At 40.3% G+C, this 15172-nt stretch carries 16 protein-coding genes; 7 read left to right on the forward strand and 9 right to left on the reverse strand.

Features of this window, described 5'->3' with window-relative positions; genetic code table 11:
- Nucleotides 1–5 precede the first annotated feature (5 nt).
- The 5 genes from ACFE6N_RS01910 to gltX all read right to left on the reverse strand — a co-directional run bounded on the left by ACFE6N_RS01910 (nucleotide 6) and on the right by gltX (nucleotide 7821).
- Nucleotides 6–377 (reverse strand): response regulator, encoded by a 372-nt coding sequence (locus ACFE6N_RS01910; RefSeq protein WP_090983492.1) that lies wholly within the window; start codon nucleotides 375–377, stop codon nucleotides 6–8.
- Between the two features lie 12 nt (nucleotides 378–389).
- Nucleotides 390–3974, reverse strand: coding sequence for a response regulator (locus ACFE6N_RS01915; RefSeq protein ID WP_378933267.1), 3585 nt, complete (start codon nucleotides 3972–3974; stop codon nucleotides 390–392).
- 19 nt (nucleotides 3975–3993) lie between these two features.
- Nucleotides 3994–5127: a sensor histidine kinase gene (locus tag ACFE6N_RS01920; RefSeq protein WP_378933270.1), complete on the reverse strand. Its 1134-nt coding sequence runs from the start codon at nucleotides 5125–5127 to the stop codon at nucleotides 3994–3996.
- Nucleotides 5128–5230: 103 nt separating this feature from the next.
- Nucleotides 5231–6073: a neutral zinc metallopeptidase gene (locus tag ACFE6N_RS01925; protein ID WP_293744919.1), complete on the reverse strand. Its 843-nt coding sequence runs from the start codon at nucleotides 6071–6073 to the stop codon at nucleotides 5231–5233.
- Between the two features lie 239 nt (nucleotides 6074–6312).
- The gene (gltX, locus tag ACFE6N_RS01930; RefSeq protein WP_378933273.1) at nucleotides 6313–7821 is read right to left on the reverse strand and encodes a glutamate--tRNA ligase; all 1509 of its coding nucleotides are present in this window, start codon (nucleotides 7819–7821) and stop codon (nucleotides 6313–6315) included.
- Between the two features lie 138 nt (nucleotides 7822–7959).
- On the opposite strand from gltX, the gene ACFE6N_RS01935 reads away from it, so the two are divergent.
- Genes ACFE6N_RS01935 through ACFE6N_RS01945 form a run of 3 tightly spaced genes read left to right on the forward strand, consistent with a single transcriptional unit; the run spans nucleotide 7960 to nucleotide 10070 of the window.
- Nucleotides 7960–9168 (forward strand): HAMP domain-containing sensor histidine kinase, encoded by a 1209-nt coding sequence (locus tag ACFE6N_RS01935; RefSeq protein ID WP_090983482.1) that lies wholly within the window; start codon nucleotides 7960–7962, stop codon nucleotides 9166–9168.
- Nucleotides 9149–9658 (forward strand): DinB family protein, encoded by a 510-nt coding sequence (locus ACFE6N_RS01940; protein WP_090983480.1) that lies wholly within the window; start codon nucleotides 9149–9151, stop codon nucleotides 9656–9658. The genes ACFE6N_RS01935 and ACFE6N_RS01940 overlap by 20 nt, the downstream gene beginning before the upstream one ends.
- Nucleotides 9648–10070: a hotdog fold thioesterase gene (locus ACFE6N_RS01945; protein WP_335318767.1), complete on the forward strand. Its 423-nt coding sequence runs from the start codon at nucleotides 9648–9650 to the stop codon at nucleotides 10068–10070. The genes ACFE6N_RS01940 and ACFE6N_RS01945 overlap by 11 nt, the downstream gene beginning before the upstream one ends.
- A gap of 47 nt (nucleotides 10071–10117) precedes the next feature.
- Here the strand turns inward: ACFE6N_RS01945 and ACFE6N_RS01950 are convergent, their stop codons facing one another.
- Nucleotides 10118–11215: a serine hydrolase domain-containing protein gene (locus tag ACFE6N_RS01950; protein ID WP_378933276.1), complete on the reverse strand. Its 1098-nt coding sequence runs from the start codon at nucleotides 11213–11215 to the stop codon at nucleotides 10118–10120.
- A 12-nt stretch (nucleotides 11216–11227) separates the two neighbouring features.
- The gene (locus ACFE6N_RS01955) at nucleotides 11228–11590 is read right to left on the reverse strand and encodes a DUF6249 domain-containing protein (RefSeq protein ID WP_378933277.1); all 363 of its coding nucleotides are present in this window, start codon (nucleotides 11588–11590) and stop codon (nucleotides 11228–11230) included.
- A 189-nt stretch (nucleotides 11591–11779) separates the two neighbouring features.
- Here ACFE6N_RS01955 and ACFE6N_RS01960 point away from each other — a divergent pair, with 189 nt between their 5' ends.
- The 4 genes from ACFE6N_RS01960 (at nucleotide 11780) to ACFE6N_RS01975 (ending at nucleotide 14215) form a co-directional block, all read left to right on the forward strand.
- Nucleotides 11780–12346 (forward strand): Crp/Fnr family transcriptional regulator, encoded by a 567-nt coding sequence (locus ACFE6N_RS01960; protein WP_378933280.1) that lies wholly within the window; start codon nucleotides 11780–11782, stop codon nucleotides 12344–12346.
- Nucleotides 12347–12410: 64 nt separating this feature from the next.
- On the forward strand, nucleotides 12411–12731 hold the full coding sequence (locus tag ACFE6N_RS01965) for a DMT family transporter (RefSeq protein WP_378933283.1): 321 nt from the start codon (nucleotides 12411–12413) through the stop codon (nucleotides 12729–12731).
- Between the two features lie 423 nt (nucleotides 12732–13154).
- Nucleotides 13155–13736, forward strand: a complete 582-nt coding sequence (locus tag ACFE6N_RS01970; protein WP_134204420.1) for a sigma-70 family RNA polymerase sigma factor — start codon at nucleotides 13155–13157, stop codon at nucleotides 13734–13736.
- Nucleotides 13733–14215 (forward strand): anti-sigma factor family protein, encoded by a 483-nt coding sequence (locus ACFE6N_RS01975; RefSeq protein ID WP_378933286.1) that lies wholly within the window; start codon nucleotides 13733–13735, stop codon nucleotides 14213–14215. Before ACFE6N_RS01970 ends, ACFE6N_RS01975 begins: the two co-directional genes overlap by 4 nt.
- Nucleotides 14216–14313: 98 nt before the next feature.
- Here the strand turns inward: ACFE6N_RS01975 and ACFE6N_RS01980 are convergent, their stop codons facing one another.
- Nucleotides 14314–14841: an RBBP9/YdeN family alpha/beta hydrolase gene (locus tag ACFE6N_RS01980; protein ID WP_378933289.1), complete on the reverse strand. Its 528-nt coding sequence runs from the start codon at nucleotides 14839–14841 to the stop codon at nucleotides 14314–14316.
- An 87-nt stretch (nucleotides 14842–14928) separates the two neighbouring features.
- Entirely contained in the window at nucleotides 14929–15120 is a 192-nt protein-coding gene (locus ACFE6N_RS01985; protein ID WP_010599196.1) for a cold-shock protein, read from the reverse strand.
- Between the last annotated feature and the right edge of the window lie 52 nt (nucleotides 15121–15172).

Consider the following 15172-nt stretch of genomic DNA (forward strand, 5'->3'; position numbering starts at 1 on the left):
ACCTGCTATTTCGTAAAATTTTCTATTTGCTTTAATAATTCGTCAACGTTTATCGGTTTGGAAACATAACCTGATGCACCTGCACTCAGGCAGCGTTCTTTATCGCCAACCATGGCCTGAGCAGTTACTGCCAATACAGGTATATCCTTCATTTTAGCTGATTTTTTCATGACTGCAATTGCCTGATAACCATCCATATCCGGCATCATCATATCCATTAGCACAATGTCCACATGATCATGCTTCTCTAAAACAGAAAAGCCATCCTGTGCACTTATTGCAGATAAACATTCAAAACCTTTGGCCTTTAAAACAGCTTTTAAAGCAAAAATGTTTCGGTTATCATCATCAATGATGAGAATTAATTTTTGAGGCATATTTACAATGGTTTATGATGTATGATGATTTTCGTATAGCCAAACCCTTAATAACGATATCAACTGATCCATATCTACCGGTTTGCTGATGTAATCGGATGCACCGGCAGCAATGCATTTCTCACGATCACCCATCATCGCTTTTGCGGTAACGGCCAAAATTGGCAGGTTGCGGTATTTGATATTCTGCCTGATGGCTGTCGTAGTTTCGTAACCATCCATTTCCGGCATCATCATATCCATTAGAACCACATCAATTTCGGGATTTTCATTTAAAAGTTTAAGGGCTTCCTTCCCATCAATGGCCGCTACCACTTTCATCTGGTGCTGCTCTAACATTTTGGTTAAGGAAAATATATTACGCACATCATCATCCGCGATCAGAACGGTTTTACCAACCAGTACATCCTGCAGTTCAGAAAACTTTTTAGGGGCTTTATTTTTGTCTTTACTTTTTTCTTCTACCAAATGAAGAAATAGGCCAGCCTCATCCAAAATACGCTGATAGGAATGTGCCGTTTTTACCACGATTGAATCAGCATATTGTTTGATCCGGTTTTCCTCCCCTTTTGACAGGTTTTTGCCGGTAAAAATGATAATAGGCAAATTTTCCAGGCCAGGGGTTTGCTTCACCACTTCAAGTGTTTCGTAAGCATGTTTATCTGGAATGCCCATATCCAGAATCACACAGTTGACCTCTGGCTTATGCAAAGCAGAAACGCCTTCGTTTACCTGGTTAACGATCTCCGTTTGGATATTGAAATTGCTTAGAAAATAACTCAGTGCCTTGGCATGCTGTTCATTTTCTTCTACAATAAGTACTTTTTTAGGATAACGGGTTAAAGCGTGCTCAAGTTTTGAAAATATCTCTTGCATGTGTTCAAACGCAAAAGGCTTATTGATAAAATCTACCGCACCTTTTAACAAACTTTCTTTCTTTACCTGCAAAGAAGACATGATATGCACCGGAATCGGGCGTGTATCAGGATCCGATTTAAGCTCCTCCATTACCTGCCAGCCATCTTTAACAGGCAGTTGGATATCAAGCAAAATGGCCAGCGGTTTAAATGTTTTTGCCATTTCAATGCCCTGGTCGCCACGAACGGCAACCAGCCCCTTATAGTTTCGTTTCCTGGTGAAATCTAAAAGTGTTTTGGCAAAAGGAGTGTCGTCTTCCACAATTAAAATCACTTTATCATCCGGTCCTATATCATTACGGTCATCCTCAATCTCTTGCGGAATATTTCCAACCGTTAAATGGGTTATTTTTTTTACCGGAGTTTCGAAAGCGGTTACCGGTTTCTCGGTTTGGGGTACTACTCCTTCAAAGCCTTTATTTTTATCAATTGGCAGCGTAAGCGTAAAAACACTTCCTTCGCCTTCTGCACTCTTTAAATCGATGTATCCGCCCAACAGCTTAGCCAGCTCTCTGCTGATAGAAAGCCCAAGGCCTGTACCACCAAACTTACGGCGCGTAGAGCCATCGGCCTGTTGAAAAGCTTCGAATATCATACCCTGCTTTTCGGGTGCAATGCCTACACCGGTATCAGTAACTTTAAATACCAGTGCACCTAATTTTTCATTCGTATTAATATTTAAGGTTACCGAACCTGCTGTAGTGAATTTGATGGCATTTGAAAGCAGGTTTTTAATGATCTGCTCTAAGCGCATTCTATCGGTATGGAAAAATTCAGGAACCGCGGCCGATTTTTCAATAATGAACTTCAGGTTTTTATCCTTAGCCATGGGATTAAACAATGAACGCATACCGGAAACGATATCATCAACCTTAACATTGGTACGATCGAGTTCCATTTTGCCTGCCTCAATTTTAGAAAGGTCTAAAATTTCGTCTATTAAACTCAACAGCCCTTGACCAGAGCTTTGAATTACCGATGCATATTCCTGATGTTCAGGATCCATAGCCTCATTTTCGGCCATTAGTCTTGATAACAACAATATTGAGTTGAGCGGTGTTCTTAACTCGTGCGACATGTTGGCCAGGAACTCTGATTTATACCTTGTACTTAGCTCTAAAGCTTCTGCTTTTTGCTGGATCTCAATATTCCGTTCTTCAATCAGTTCATTTTTCTCCTCTAGTAAGCTACTTCTCTCTTCGAGCTCCTGGTTACTCTGCAACAGCTCTTCCTGCTGTACACGTAATTCTTCCTCGCTGGCCTGAAGTTTCTGTGCCTGCGCTTCAAGTTCTGCATTTAAACCTTCCAGTTCGTTATGCTGCACCTGCAACTCTTCTGATTGTGCCTGCGTTTCCTCCAACAATTGCTGCAACTTAAACCTGTTCTGTGCACCCAGTAAAGCGGCACCGATATCAGATAAAATCAGATTCAGGAAATGCAATTGCAGCTCACTGTATTGAGCAATGGTACCTAGTTCTAACCCACCTATCGAAATTTCATTTCTAATGATAGGCAATACGATTAACTGCGCAGGTTTAATCTTTCCGGTAGCATGCGTAATGGTTAGTTCGTTCTGAGGAACATCATTCAGCAATATGGGCTTGCCAGATTTAACAGCCTGGCCAATTAAACCCTGGCCTAACTCTAAAGTTCTGGCTAAATTCTGCCCCTGCAGCGCGTATTGTCCTTTTAAATGCAGGTATCCGTCATCTTTAAATAAATAAATGGCGCCAATCTGGCTATTGGTATAATTGGCCAGAAATTCTACAATGTCTTCTGCCAGATGAAAAACGTCTTTTTCGCCAACCATTTTCACGTTTAGATTAGCTACCCCCGTTTGCAACCACTCATTCTCTTCTAAAGCGTCAAAAGATTTTTTTAACGACAATGACATGGTATTCAACGATTCGGAAAGTTCGCCAATATCATCCTGGCTCTGACTATCGAGCTTTACGCCGTAATTACCGTTAGAAATCTGAGCCGCAATTTCCTTAATGGCGGCTATGCGTTTCTCCATCTCGTATTTTTTATCTTCAATTTCCTGTTGAAGTTTAACACGTTCATCAAAGTCGATTGATACCCTCCTGTAAAAAAATAAGGTGATCAAAATGGCAAGAAGCGCAGCAATTAAAATCAGGATGGGCGTATATGCGGTAAGTTTATTCAGTTCGTTGGTTCTTTCTTCCAGTAATCTTTTTTCTTCGGCAACCATTTTACTTACAGTGGCCCTGGCATCATCCATATAAAATTTGCCCTGAAACAAAACCGTCGGATCAATAGCACCGCCTAAAGTTTTAATTTCTATAGTGGATTTAATGATCCCCATTCGCTTGAAAAGGATATTCTTTAATTTGGCTATATTCTTTTGCTGAATTCGATTGTCTCTGGTGATGAATTCAACTTTTTTTAATAGTGATGCAGCCGAATCACTTGCGCCATAATATGGCGTTAAAAAAACCTTATTTCCTGTTAATAAAAAGCCTCGCTGGCCAGTTTCGGCGTCTTTTAGATAGGATATAATACTTTCAGCATTCAAAATTACCTCATCACTGCGTTTAACCAGTTCAGTGCTTTTAATCAGGTTGCCAATGCTTATGTAAGAAGCCAGAGAACTGATAAATAGAATAATGAGCGATAAGCCGAGACCTAAACGCAAATTACTTTTAAGAGTTGTTTTCATTAATGTGGATTAAGGATAATTAGATTTGATTTTTGAGGATTTCTTCTTCTGTAGTCGGAATGATGAAATAAAATTCAGAACCTTCATCCGGCACACTGTTTACACCTATGGTACCGCCATGGCGGTTTATGATTTCTGAACAGATGTATAAGCCAATCCCCAGCCCGTTAAATCGGTTGCTGTTTTCTTCTACCCGATAAAATTTATCAAAAATCTTGTGCTGCTGTTCTTTTGAAATACCGATACCAAAATCTTTTACAGCCACGTAAAGTTTCTCATCTTTAATGTTCACGGTTACATTAACCTGGTCGGTTCCGGGAGCATATTTAATGGCGTTGGTAATAAAATTGATCACCACCTGTTCCAGCCGCATTTCATCACCAAAAATCATTTCATCGGTTTGGCCCAATTTGCTGATTTTAAAGTCGGGATTAGACTGCTGCAACATCTCAATGGCATTATTTATCATATTATCTGCACAAAAAGGTTTCATATTAAACTTCATCTTTCCGCTTTCGATTTTCGAGATATCGAGCAGATCAACAATTAATTCGTTCAACTTTTCGAGCTGGATACTGGCTTTTTCGAGATGGTTTTGCGCAACAGCTTTATCATCCCTCTTAAGGCTCCTCTGCAGTAGCTGAATATAGCCCTTTACACTGGTTAAAGGTGTTTTTAGCTCGTGGCTGGCAATGCTAATGAATTCGTCTTTTTTATGTTCGGCCTGCTTTCTGAATTCAATTTCTTCAAGCAGCTTTTCCTGCACCTCATTAAGCTTTCTATTCTGTTCGTAAATACGGTAAAACGTTTTTATTTTCAGGAGCAGGACATTGATATCAACCGGCTTGGTAATATAATCCAATCCGCCGCTTAGATATCCCTTTGTAATAAATTTCAACTCTGTATTTACGGCCGAGAGAAATATGATGGCCGTATCTTTTGCCTTGCTAAAACCCGAAATAGCTTCAGCTACCTCGAAGCCGTCCATATCTGGCATTTGCACATCTAAAATAATCAGGACATAGTTGTTCTTTAAAACTTTTTTAAGCGCCTCTTCACCAGATGATGCGGTATCAACCTCAAAATTGTGTGCCTGGAGTACTTTCTGTAAGGAGATCAGGTTTTCTGGCCTGTCATCAACTATAAGGATCATCTTGATTAAAAAAAATAAGAAGCCGGGATAATTATGTTTGGTTTAAAGATAAAATCTGTATAACTGTAAACAAACAGCCAGGTTTTAAAAAAGTTTTATTTTTTTATAGATTATTTGAATTAAAGGTATCGCCCTGTTTTATATCTCCTGTTTCGAAACCCTTTTTAAACCAATACATCCGCTGGGCAGAGGTACCGTGGGTAAAAGAATCAGGCTTCACTTCGCCGGTAGCCTGTTTTTGCAACTTATCATCGCCAATGGCATTGGCGGCCGTTAATGCTTCTTCTATATCGCCCTCTTCCAATTTAAAATCTTTAAGGTTTTGAGCATGATGTGCCCAAAGTCCGGCAAAGAAATCGGCCTGCAATTCTAATTTTACTGATAAGCGGTTATACTCCTTTTCACTAACCTGGCCACGCGCCTGGTCTAGTTTCTCCGAAATTCCCAATAAATTCTGAACATGATGGCCAACCTCATGCGCAATTACATAAGCTTGTGCAAAATCTCCGGCAGCGCCGAATCGGTTCTTTAAATCATCGTAAAATGATAAATCGATATACACTTTATGGTCGCCCGGGCAATAAAATGGTCCAACATTAGCGCTGGCATTTCCGCAGGCTGTTTGCACTGCATCTCTAAACAACCTAAGCTTAGGATATTCATATTGCCTGCCCATTGCCTGAAATTCTTTATCCCATACCTGCTCTGTTGATTCTAACACACCTGCTACAAACTGTGCCTGTGGATCGTTTGCAGGCACACCCTGCTTAACTTCTTCAGTACCTGTGGTAGCGGGAATCTGGCCCACCAAGCCGGTTAGATCTTTACCAAAAATCAGGCCTAGTACCACAATTATGATACCTACACCACCGCCGAGGATGGTTTTTCCTCCACCGCCACTCCTGCCGTCTTCTACATTATTACTGCCTTTACCAAACCATTGCATAGTCTATCTTTTAGTTTTCTGAATAAACCTTAATTGTGGGCGAATTGTTATGCTAAAGTATAAATTATTTTTTTGATTTATTCTTTGGGGTTGTGGCGATAACAGAAGTCCGCTTTCTGGATTGGGACAAAGTAACTGGTTTTATCTAATAGACATCGCCAGGTTGCTGTAGAATATAAAAAAAGAAGTCAAGTTTCAAAAAACTCGACTTCTCTGGATATACCTAACAATATTATGTGCTATGCGTTAAAAACAGCTATCGCTTTAGCTATTCTCGCCTGAGTTTCGGCCACGCCCAACAATACTGCTATATCAAAAACGCCCGGACCAAATTTACCACCCACCAACATAATACGGAATGGAAGCATCAATTCTCCCGGTTTAAAGCCTTTTTCTTCAGCAAGGGCTTTAAAGGCAGCTTCTGCAGAGCCGGCATCGGTTAAGGTTAAACCGGCAGCGAAACTATTAAAGAACTCAGCCTTTTCAGCTGTCCATTTAGGTTTAACTGAATTCACATCATATTCTGCAGGTGAAACAAAGAAGTAACCGCTCTGCGCTAAAAAATCAGGCAATAAAGTACAGCGATCTTTAATCAGGTCGATAATAGTATGTAAAAAAGCATCATCTTTAATTTCAATACCTGCCTTTTTGAGCTCCGTTTTTACGCTTGGCGCTAAGCGTTCAGCGTTCTCCGCTTTAATCCACTCATGGTTATACCATTTGGCTTTTTCAAAATCGAATTTAGCGCCTGCTTTACTAATTCTTTCTATCGAGAATTTTTCTTCCAGTTCTTTTAATGAAAATAGTTCCTGATCCGTACCATCATTCCAGCCTAAAAGGGCCAGCATATTAATGAAAGCTTCGGGCATAAAACCCATTTCTTTAAATCCCCTGGTTACATCACCGGTTTTAGGATCGGTCCAGTTCATGGCATAAACCGGGAAACCCAAGCGGTCCCCATCGCGTTTGCTTAATTTTCCATGTCCATCTGGCTTTAAGATCAAAGGCAAGTGTGCCCATTGCGGCATATCGGTTTCCCAACCTAAATATTTCCAAAGTAGGATATGTACCGGTGCAGAAGGTAACCATTCTTCTCCCCTAAAAGCATGACTGATTTCCATTGCCTTATCATCAACCACAACGGCCAGGTGATAGGTTGGCATTCCGTCTGCCTTTAATAATACTTTATCATCAACCAGCGCAGTTTCAAAACTTACATCGCCACGGATCAAATCATTAAAATGTACTATTTCATCACCTGGCACCTTAATTCGGATAACATGCGGTGTTTTAGCAGCCAATAATTCTTCAACCTCACTAACAGTAAGGGTTAAAGAATTACGCATTTGCATACGTGTGGCCTGCCCATACTGGAAATTTGGAATCTCTTTGCGTTTGGCATCCAAATCTTCAGGGGTATCAAAAGCGTAGTAGGCATAACCATCACTAATCAACTGTTCTGCAAATTTGCGGTAGCTGGCTTTGCGTTCGCTTTGGCGGTACGGTCCATAAACCCCTGGATGATCTGGGCTTTCGTCTGGTGTAATGCCGCACCAATTCAAACAGTTTACAATATATTGTTCTGCGCCTTCCACAAAGCGGCTTTGATCGGTATCTTCTACTCGCAGTACAAAAGTTCCATTATTTTTTTTGGCAAACAAATAATTGAACAGGGCAGTGCGCACACCGCCTAAATGCAAACCTCCGGTTGGGCTTGGGGCAAATCTTACTCTAACTTTCTTATCCATGATTAAGCAAAGAGCAGGGAGTTATTAGCTTAGAGCCATGGTGCAATCCATGCTCAAAGCGCAACGCACTATGCTCAGCACAAAGATATGTTTTTTCTGTTTTTTTCGTTTTGTTATTGTAATTTGGCTAGCTAAAGCATGAATCCTTATCAAAAGAAACGCCGCTGGAAGTTTTTTCTTCTCATTTTTGCCATCTTAATTGGCATTGCTTCAGTATTTTACACTGATTCTTTTGTAAAAAAAATGGAACGTGAAGAGGCAAACCAGTTTCATCTTTGGGTAAGGATCCAGGAACGGGCCATGTTTCTTTATGACAATGATGATTACCGCGATGTGGTAGAAACCGTTAGAAAAAACACAAAAACCCCTGTAATCATGATTGATTCTGCCGGAATGATTACTTCTTTTTTTGGTTTAGACAGTACTAAAACCAATTACCCTGTTGCAGATACCAAACTTACTTACGATAGTTTATATTTTGTGCGCCAGTTAAGGCAAATGAAAGCCCAGCACCCGCCTGACGAAATGAATATTTTTGGCCGGAAATTCAAGGCTTACTACCGCGACTCTTTCATTCTAACTCAGCTGAGGTATTTCCCATACATCCAGATGGGTGTTATCTTCCTTTTTCTTTTAACTGCTTATGCCGCATTCAGTTCTGCACGGAAAGACGAACAGGATCATGTTTGGGTAGGTTTGGCCAAGGAAACGGCACATCAGTTGGGTACACCGATATCATCACTTATGGCCTGGACAGAACTGATGAAATCTAAATTTGATGCAGAAGATGATCCGCTGATTGCTGAAATGGAAAACGACATTAAGCGATTGGAAATCATAACCGATCGTTTCTCCAAAATCGGCTCAAAACCTATACTTGAAGACCATACCGTTTACATCGTAGTAAGTGATTTTATCCGTTATTTCAAAGTGCGTACATCAGATAAGGTTAAATTTAGCATTACCGGCGATGAACAGGTACGGGCCATGTTGAACGTTCCATTGTTTGATTGGGTAATTGAGAATCTGCTTAAAAACGCAGCGAACGCCATTGAGAATGAAGGCTCAATTTCCATCAACATTGTAGAAAATTTAGCCAAAGAACAGGTTTTTATCGATGTAAGCGATACCGGAAAAGGTATACCAAGGTCTAAGTTCGATGCGGTTTTTCAACCCGGTTATACCACCCGAAAACGTGGCTGGGGCCTGGGTTTATCGCTCACCAAACGGATTGTGGAAAATTACCACAGTGGCGAAATTTTTGTAAAAGAATCTGAACTGGGCAAAGGCACCACTTTTAGAATAATATTAAAAAGCAGCTTAAGATATGAACCGACCACAGCCTAATGAATATCCCGCCTGGGGCGAAACCTACATCAGTAAAGTTAATGGTGATATTTTCGAGATTTTAAGCGATCAGACCAAAAGCCTTCCGGCTTTGTTCAGGGCAAACGCCGATAAAGCTGATTATGCTTACGCCGAAGGTAAGTGGACGCTCAAAGAAATGTTAGGCCATATTATCGATACTGAACGCGTTTTTGCTTACCGCATTACCTGTTTTGCCCGGAAAGAACAGCAGCCTTTACCAGGTTTCGAAGAAGATGACTATGTGCTGAATGCCCGCTTTGCCCAACGTGATCTGGAAGACCTGATCGAAGAGTTTATCACACTGCGTAACGCTAACTTATATCTTTTTAAATCTTTGAACGAAGAAGAACTGAACAGAAAAGGTATTGCCTCAGGCAGGGAAATTAATGTAAAATCGATTTTGTTTATTGCCGGTGGCCACATTATCCACCATATTTCTATTTTAAAAGAACGTTACCATGTGGTTTAAAAACTTTACAGTTGATGAGCTGAACAGCCGTCCTAAAAATCATTTAGGCGGACTGCTCGATATCCGCTTTACCGAAATCGGCGAAGACTTTATTACCGGAACCATGCCCGTTGATGAACGTACACATCAGCCTGCCGGCATTTTACATGGTGGTGCCTCAGTGGTTTTGGCAGAAACGCTGGGCAGTATTGCGTCGTATATGTGCATTAACCCTGATAAATACGTTGCTGTTGGCTTGGAAGTAAATGCCAACCATTTACGGCCGGTAAAAAGTGGGTTGGTTAAAGGCATTTGCAAACCCCTGCATATCGGAGCCAAAACCCACGTTTGGGAGATAAAAATTTATGATGAGCGTGGTAAAATGAACTGCATTAGCAGGCTAACCGTAGCGATTATTAATAAACCGCAATAGGAAAGCAGCTAAACTGCCGGCAGTTGTTCCCTTTGATATGGATTTGGTTACTTTTTAATTAAATGCATGATCGCCAGACGCGCTATATTTTCGGTAAGTAAGGTAGGCGAATTACAATCACAGTTGGTAAGCCCAACCACATAAATATCTTCATCAGGCACATAAACACCCATGCTTTTGAACCCAAATATACTTCCGCCATGTGCGGCTACCGGCAAACCTTCCAACTCCTTCAGGTGCCAGCCATAACCATAATTAAATAATGTACCATTATTTAATTTATAGCTTGAAAATGCCTTATCTGTTTCTGCTACATTTAGCAGTTTATGTTGGCTTAGTGCATTTTGCCATATCAACAAATCAGCCAAAGTAGACATTAAAGAACCCGAAGCAAAGGGAACACTAAAATTAATTACGGTTTTATTTACATAAGTATTTTCTTTCTTCTGGTATCCATAAGCACGGTTTTTGATCATCTGCCTATCGCTGGCGTAATAGGAATGGCTCATAGCCAGCTGATCAAAAATGTGATGTTGAATGAAATCAGCATATCGCTCACCAGAAACCAGTTCAATCAGGTAACCGAGCAATACATAGCCCGAATTATTATATTCAAAACGCTCACCCGGAGCAAAGTCAACTGGTTCATCCTTAAAAAAATCAACCATCATTTTAGGTGTCATTTCTTTTTGAGCAATACTGGCAAGTGATTTCATTTTGGTGAAATCTCTAATACCCGAAGTATGGGTAAGTAAGTGGTGTATGGTAATTTTATTTCCAGCCGGATAGTCTGGAAGGTACTTTGAAATGGGGTCGCTGACCATTAATTTGCCTTGTTGCTCCAAAAGCAACACCGCTACAGCCGTAAACTGTTTAGTCATAGAACCCAGTTGAAAAACATTTTCAGCCGTTAGGTCTACCCCAAGCTCAATATTGGCTTTCCCAAAAGCTTTTTGATAAAGCACTTTCCCTTTTCTGGCAACCATAAATACACCTCCGGGGCCTTGCTGATCGGTTATTACTGTCTTAATCAAACTATCAATCTGACCATTCAGCTTTTGGGCCTCTGCTGCTGCCGATAAGAGAAGGCAGCAGCTTAGTATGGATAAAAAGCCAAATAGGATCCTGGTCTTTTTTCGTTTCACGCTTAGAATCGATTAAAACTTATCTTTCTCAATCGCTTTCTTCTCCACCAGGAAAGAAATAATCAAACCTAAGCCACCAAAAACGCCCAGGCAGCCAAAATAAACCGCTACAGCCTGAGAAGTTTCCGCATGCGTTATTTCGCCGCCAAACATACTTCTTACTATAGAAAGGGCAACAAGAAGACCAATACCTAAGCCTACAAGTAATAAACCAAATTTTAAACTCAAATAAGGTTTTGGGGCCGACTTACCAACACCTGGATTGATCCCTCGCTCAATCATGGCCATTTTCTCTTTGTTTGATAAATAACGGATTCCAAATACCATGGCAAATCCGCCTAAAAAAAGTGAGATGGGAACTAATATACCGCTCATAATGATAATTTTTAATGTGTTAATAGGATATTATTTAAACCGAACCGTGTTCTGTGTATTATGACTACATGATTTTTAATCAGGTTACACTATAGGTTAAAAAATAGTCAATCAGCAGATCTTTATTATTACCAAACCTAAGGCAGCAAACTTAGAAACATTTCTATTTTTGTAATAAATCTTTTTATTTTGATTGAACAACTCAGAGATATACCACTTTTTAGCACTTTAAGTAATGGTGCGTGGCTCGAGCTCAGCCATCACATGGCAGGCGTCCAATATCCTAAAGGTACCACAATCATTTATGCTGATAAAGTAGAACCATATTTTTATATACTTCAAAGTGGCATTGCCCGGGCTTATAGTGATGGCGAAAACCAGCAGATTACCTTTTGGTTTGGCGAAAGCGGTTCGGTTCTTTTTTCGTTCAACAGTTATATCAACAATAGTCCCGGTTATGAGAATATCGAACTTTTAACCAACAGCACATTAATCAGGATTAAACTTGCCGATCTCTTTATGCTCTACAGGCAAAACATCGAGATAGCCAATTGGGGCCGAAAAATTGCCGAACAGGAACTCATTGCTACGGAAAGAAGACTCATAGACCGGGCTTTTAAAGGTGCTGCAGTACGTTACCATGAATTTGCAGCACAATCTCCCGAACTGATTAAAAGAGTGGCCTTAAAACATATTGCTTCCTATCTGGGTGTAACGCAGGTGACATTGAGCCGAATAAGGGCGACACATCAATGATTTTTTAACATTTGTAAAATGTTGCCTGCTCAACGCGACTTAAATTTGCAGAAACAAATTTATCATGAACTGGATAATTCTCATTATTGCCGGCCTTTTTGAAGTTGGCTTTACTACCTGCCTTAAATTATCGAACAATTTTTCAAGTATAAAATGGAGCGCAGCTTTTTTTGTCTTTATAACCTTAAGTTTTTTATTGCTCAATAAAGCAAGCCAAACTCTACCCATGGGAACAGCCTATGCCGTTTGGACCGGTATTGGTGCTGTAGGAACGGTCATCATCGGGATTCTATACTTCAATGAACCGGCAACCTTTTGGCGGATATTTTTTATCTGCACCCTTATTGGATCCATTGCCGGGTTAAAATTTTTCGCCTCGCATTAGCAGACAGCTCAACTTCCGGAGTTTATCAGGCAAGCGCACAAACAAATTTCCCAAGTTTCACCGGATAATTATCTTTTTGGAGCGCAATGATTGTGCAATAAATAACGTAATTCCCGTGTTCCGCTTGTACGCTTCGGCTTCGTACCTCAGCCCGCAGGGTACCGCTGCACCCAGGGCTAATTGGCAAAGACAGGAATTCATTTTTGAGGTTTCGAGGTACAGAAACGCCGTTCCTAAACCTGATGGCAGCGGCAGCCCCGAAGAATGAGGGCTACAGCGAACAGCAGGGCTGCAATCCCCAATAAAATACTGCCCTTTCGTTTCCATAAAAAAAGATTATTTGTCTCAACCCAAAGATATAAATCTCTTTAATCATGTTTCACGTGTAACCTGATCATCCTTTGTGTAGTCTCACTACTAAACATGGAGCAAAACACTACAGATTTAGCGCTGATCCAAAAAGTATTGAACGGTGAAACCGATCAATATGCTTTATTGGTGAAACGCCATCAGCGGTTTGTGTTTACGCTTGCTTTAAGGTTTTTAAAAAACAGGGAAGATGCTGAAGAGGTTGCACAGGATTGCTTTGTAAAAGCCTATAAAGCTTTGGGTACTTTTAAACAAACGGCTAAATTTAGCACTTGGCTGTATACCATTACTTACACCACGGCCATGACTTTCTTAAGGAAAAACAGGTTAGATACCACTTCAATAGATGATGAAAGCGCCGTTTTGCAACTCGAAAATCAGACCTCTGCCTTTAGTGCAAATGGGTACGAGAAGCAAGACAGCCATGCTTTTTTAAATATGGCTATTACACAGCTCTTACCGGATGATGCCGCCATTATTACCCTATTTTATAAGGGCGAACAGAGTTTAGAAGAAATTGGCGAAACGTTACACATGGAACCTAATACCATAAAGGTAAAATTGCATAGGGCCAGGCAGCGACTTAAAGAAAAATTACAATATTTGTTAAAAGATGAAGTAAAGGAGTTACTATGAATACGATAGAACAACAGCTTTGGGATTATATTGATGGGAATCTTAACGGATCTTCAAAAAAAGCCATTGAAGAGAAAATTGAATCCAACGCCGGGATTAAGGCGCAGTATGAGGAGCTGCTAAAACTTAATTCGGCTTTTAATGCACTCGATCTTGATGAGCCTTCCATGTCTTTTACCAGGAATGTGATGGAAAGTATTGCCCTGGCGCCGGCACCCGTGGCCATGAAAACTAAGGTGGATAAAAAGATAATTTACGGTATTGGCGGCTTTTTCGTCCTATCATTGCTATCCCTATTGGGTTATGTAATTTACAACTCTACGCTAAGTATGCCCAAATTTGGACTTAACACTCATTTAAACTTTAGGGTAGATCAATATATTACGCCAACCGTACTGTATAGCTTTCTATTTTTTGATCTGGTGGTAGGACTGGTATTCCTTGATCAGTTTTTGAGGAAAAAAGTTGCTCAGAAGTGAGATAGCTTTACAGCGTTCCCGCAGATCAGAATGATTTACGCAGCCTTATGTTCATCTGCACCTTTCGCGGAATATGAGGGAACTCATCAAGTTAAATGTTAACCCAAAGTTTTCAAAATCTCCAATCCCGTTGGCCATTCTCCAAATCCCGAGGCAGCATTAATATGTCCGGCATTACCAATATTGATAAATTCACTGCCCCAATTTTCGGCAAAAAACCCAGCTCTTTCTAATGTTACCCACTCATCATTTGAACTGGCTACAACAATACTTTTAAAATTGATTTTAGCTAAAGGTACATGATCAAAACCGACTGTATCAAAAGTATAACGCGGCGCTTCCAAATCGCTGGGCGCAACCAATAAGGCACCTTTTATCTTCTTTTGGTATTCCTTTGCCCAATTTGCAATTGCCGTGCAACCTAAACTATGACCAATTAAAATTACATTGGACAAATCATAGCCAACAAGTGCCTGTTCAATCGTTTCAATCCACTCTCTACTGGCCGGTTTATCCCATTCCAATTGATTAATACGGATAAAATGATCTCCGGATTTTTCAAAATGCGTCTGCCAATGATCGTGGCCTGAATTACCCAGGCCAGGAATAATAAAGTAATGGTTCATTGGGTACACTATGAATCCGCGTAAAAATGAAATAAAAAAGGCCGCCATCGCAAGAAAGCAGCCTCATGTGTAAATATGATAAATAAATTAAATTACTTTCACATTAACGGCATTTAAGCCTTTTTTACCGTTGGCAACTTCGTATTGTACTTTGTCGTTTTCACGGATTTCGTCGATAAGACCTGTTGAATGAACAAAAATTTCGCTATCGCCATTCGCAGGGATGATAAAGCCAAAACCTTTAGTTACATTGAAGAATTTTACTGTGCCTTCTTGCATTGTATTAAATATTAAAAATTAAGTATGCAAGGTAAGTTTTAATTTTTAAAAT

Source organism: Pedobacter sp. BG31 (assembly GCF_042464845.1).
In the GTDB taxonomy this organism is placed as follows: Bacteria; Bacteroidota; Bacteroidia; order Sphingobacteriales; family Sphingobacteriaceae; genus Pedobacter; species Pedobacter suwonensis.

Coding starts and splice junctions, on each gene's coding strand:
- ACFE6N_RS01910 (WP_090983492.1), bottom strand. CDS start 377: ATGCCTCAAAAATTAATTCTCATCATTGATGATGATAACCGAAACATT.
- ACFE6N_RS01915 (WP_378933267.1), bottom strand. CDS start 3,974: ATGAAAACAACTCTTAAAAGTAATTTGCGTTTAGGTCTCGGCTTATCG.
- ACFE6N_RS01920 (WP_378933270.1), bottom strand. CDS start 5,127: ATGATCCTTATAGTTGATGACAGGCCAGAAAACCTGATCTCCTTACAG.
- ACFE6N_RS01925 (WP_293744919.1), bottom strand. CDS start 6,073: ATGCAATGGTTTGGTAAAGGCAGTAATAATGTAGAAGACGGCAGGAGT.
- gltX (WP_378933273.1), bottom strand. CDS start 7,821: ATGGATAAGAAAGTTAGAGTAAGATTTGCCCCAAGCCCAACCGGAGGT.
- ACFE6N_RS01935 (WP_090983482.1), top strand. CDS start 7,960: ATGAATCCTTATCAAAAGAAACGCCGCTGGAAGTTTTTTCTTCTCATT.
- ACFE6N_RS01940 (WP_090983480.1), top strand. CDS start 9,149: ATGAACCGACCACAGCCTAATGAATATCCCGCCTGGGGCGAAACCTAC.
- ACFE6N_RS01945 (WP_335318767.1), top strand. CDS start 9,648: ATGTGGTTTAAAAACTTTACAGTTGATGAGCTGAACAGCCGTCCTAAA.
- ACFE6N_RS01955 (WP_378933277.1), bottom strand. CDS start 11,590: ATGAGCGGTATATTAGTTCCCATCTCACTTTTTTTAGGCGGATTTGCC.
- ACFE6N_RS01965 (WP_378933283.1), top strand. CDS start 12,411: ATGAACTGGATAATTCTCATTATTGCCGGCCTTTTTGAAGTTGGCTTT.
- ACFE6N_RS01970 (WP_134204420.1), top strand. CDS start 13,155: ATGGAGCAAAACACTACAGATTTAGCGCTGATCCAAAAAGTATTGAAC.
- ACFE6N_RS01975 (WP_378933286.1), top strand. CDS start 13,733: ATGAATACGATAGAACAACAGCTTTGGGATTATATTGATGGGAATCTT.
- ACFE6N_RS01980 (WP_378933289.1), bottom strand. CDS start 14,841: ATGAACCATTACTTTATTATTCCTGGCCTGGGTAATTCAGGCCACGAT.
- ACFE6N_RS01985 (WP_010599196.1), bottom strand. CDS start 15,120: ATGCAAGAAGGCACAGTAAAATTCTTCAATGTAACTAAAGGTTTTGGC.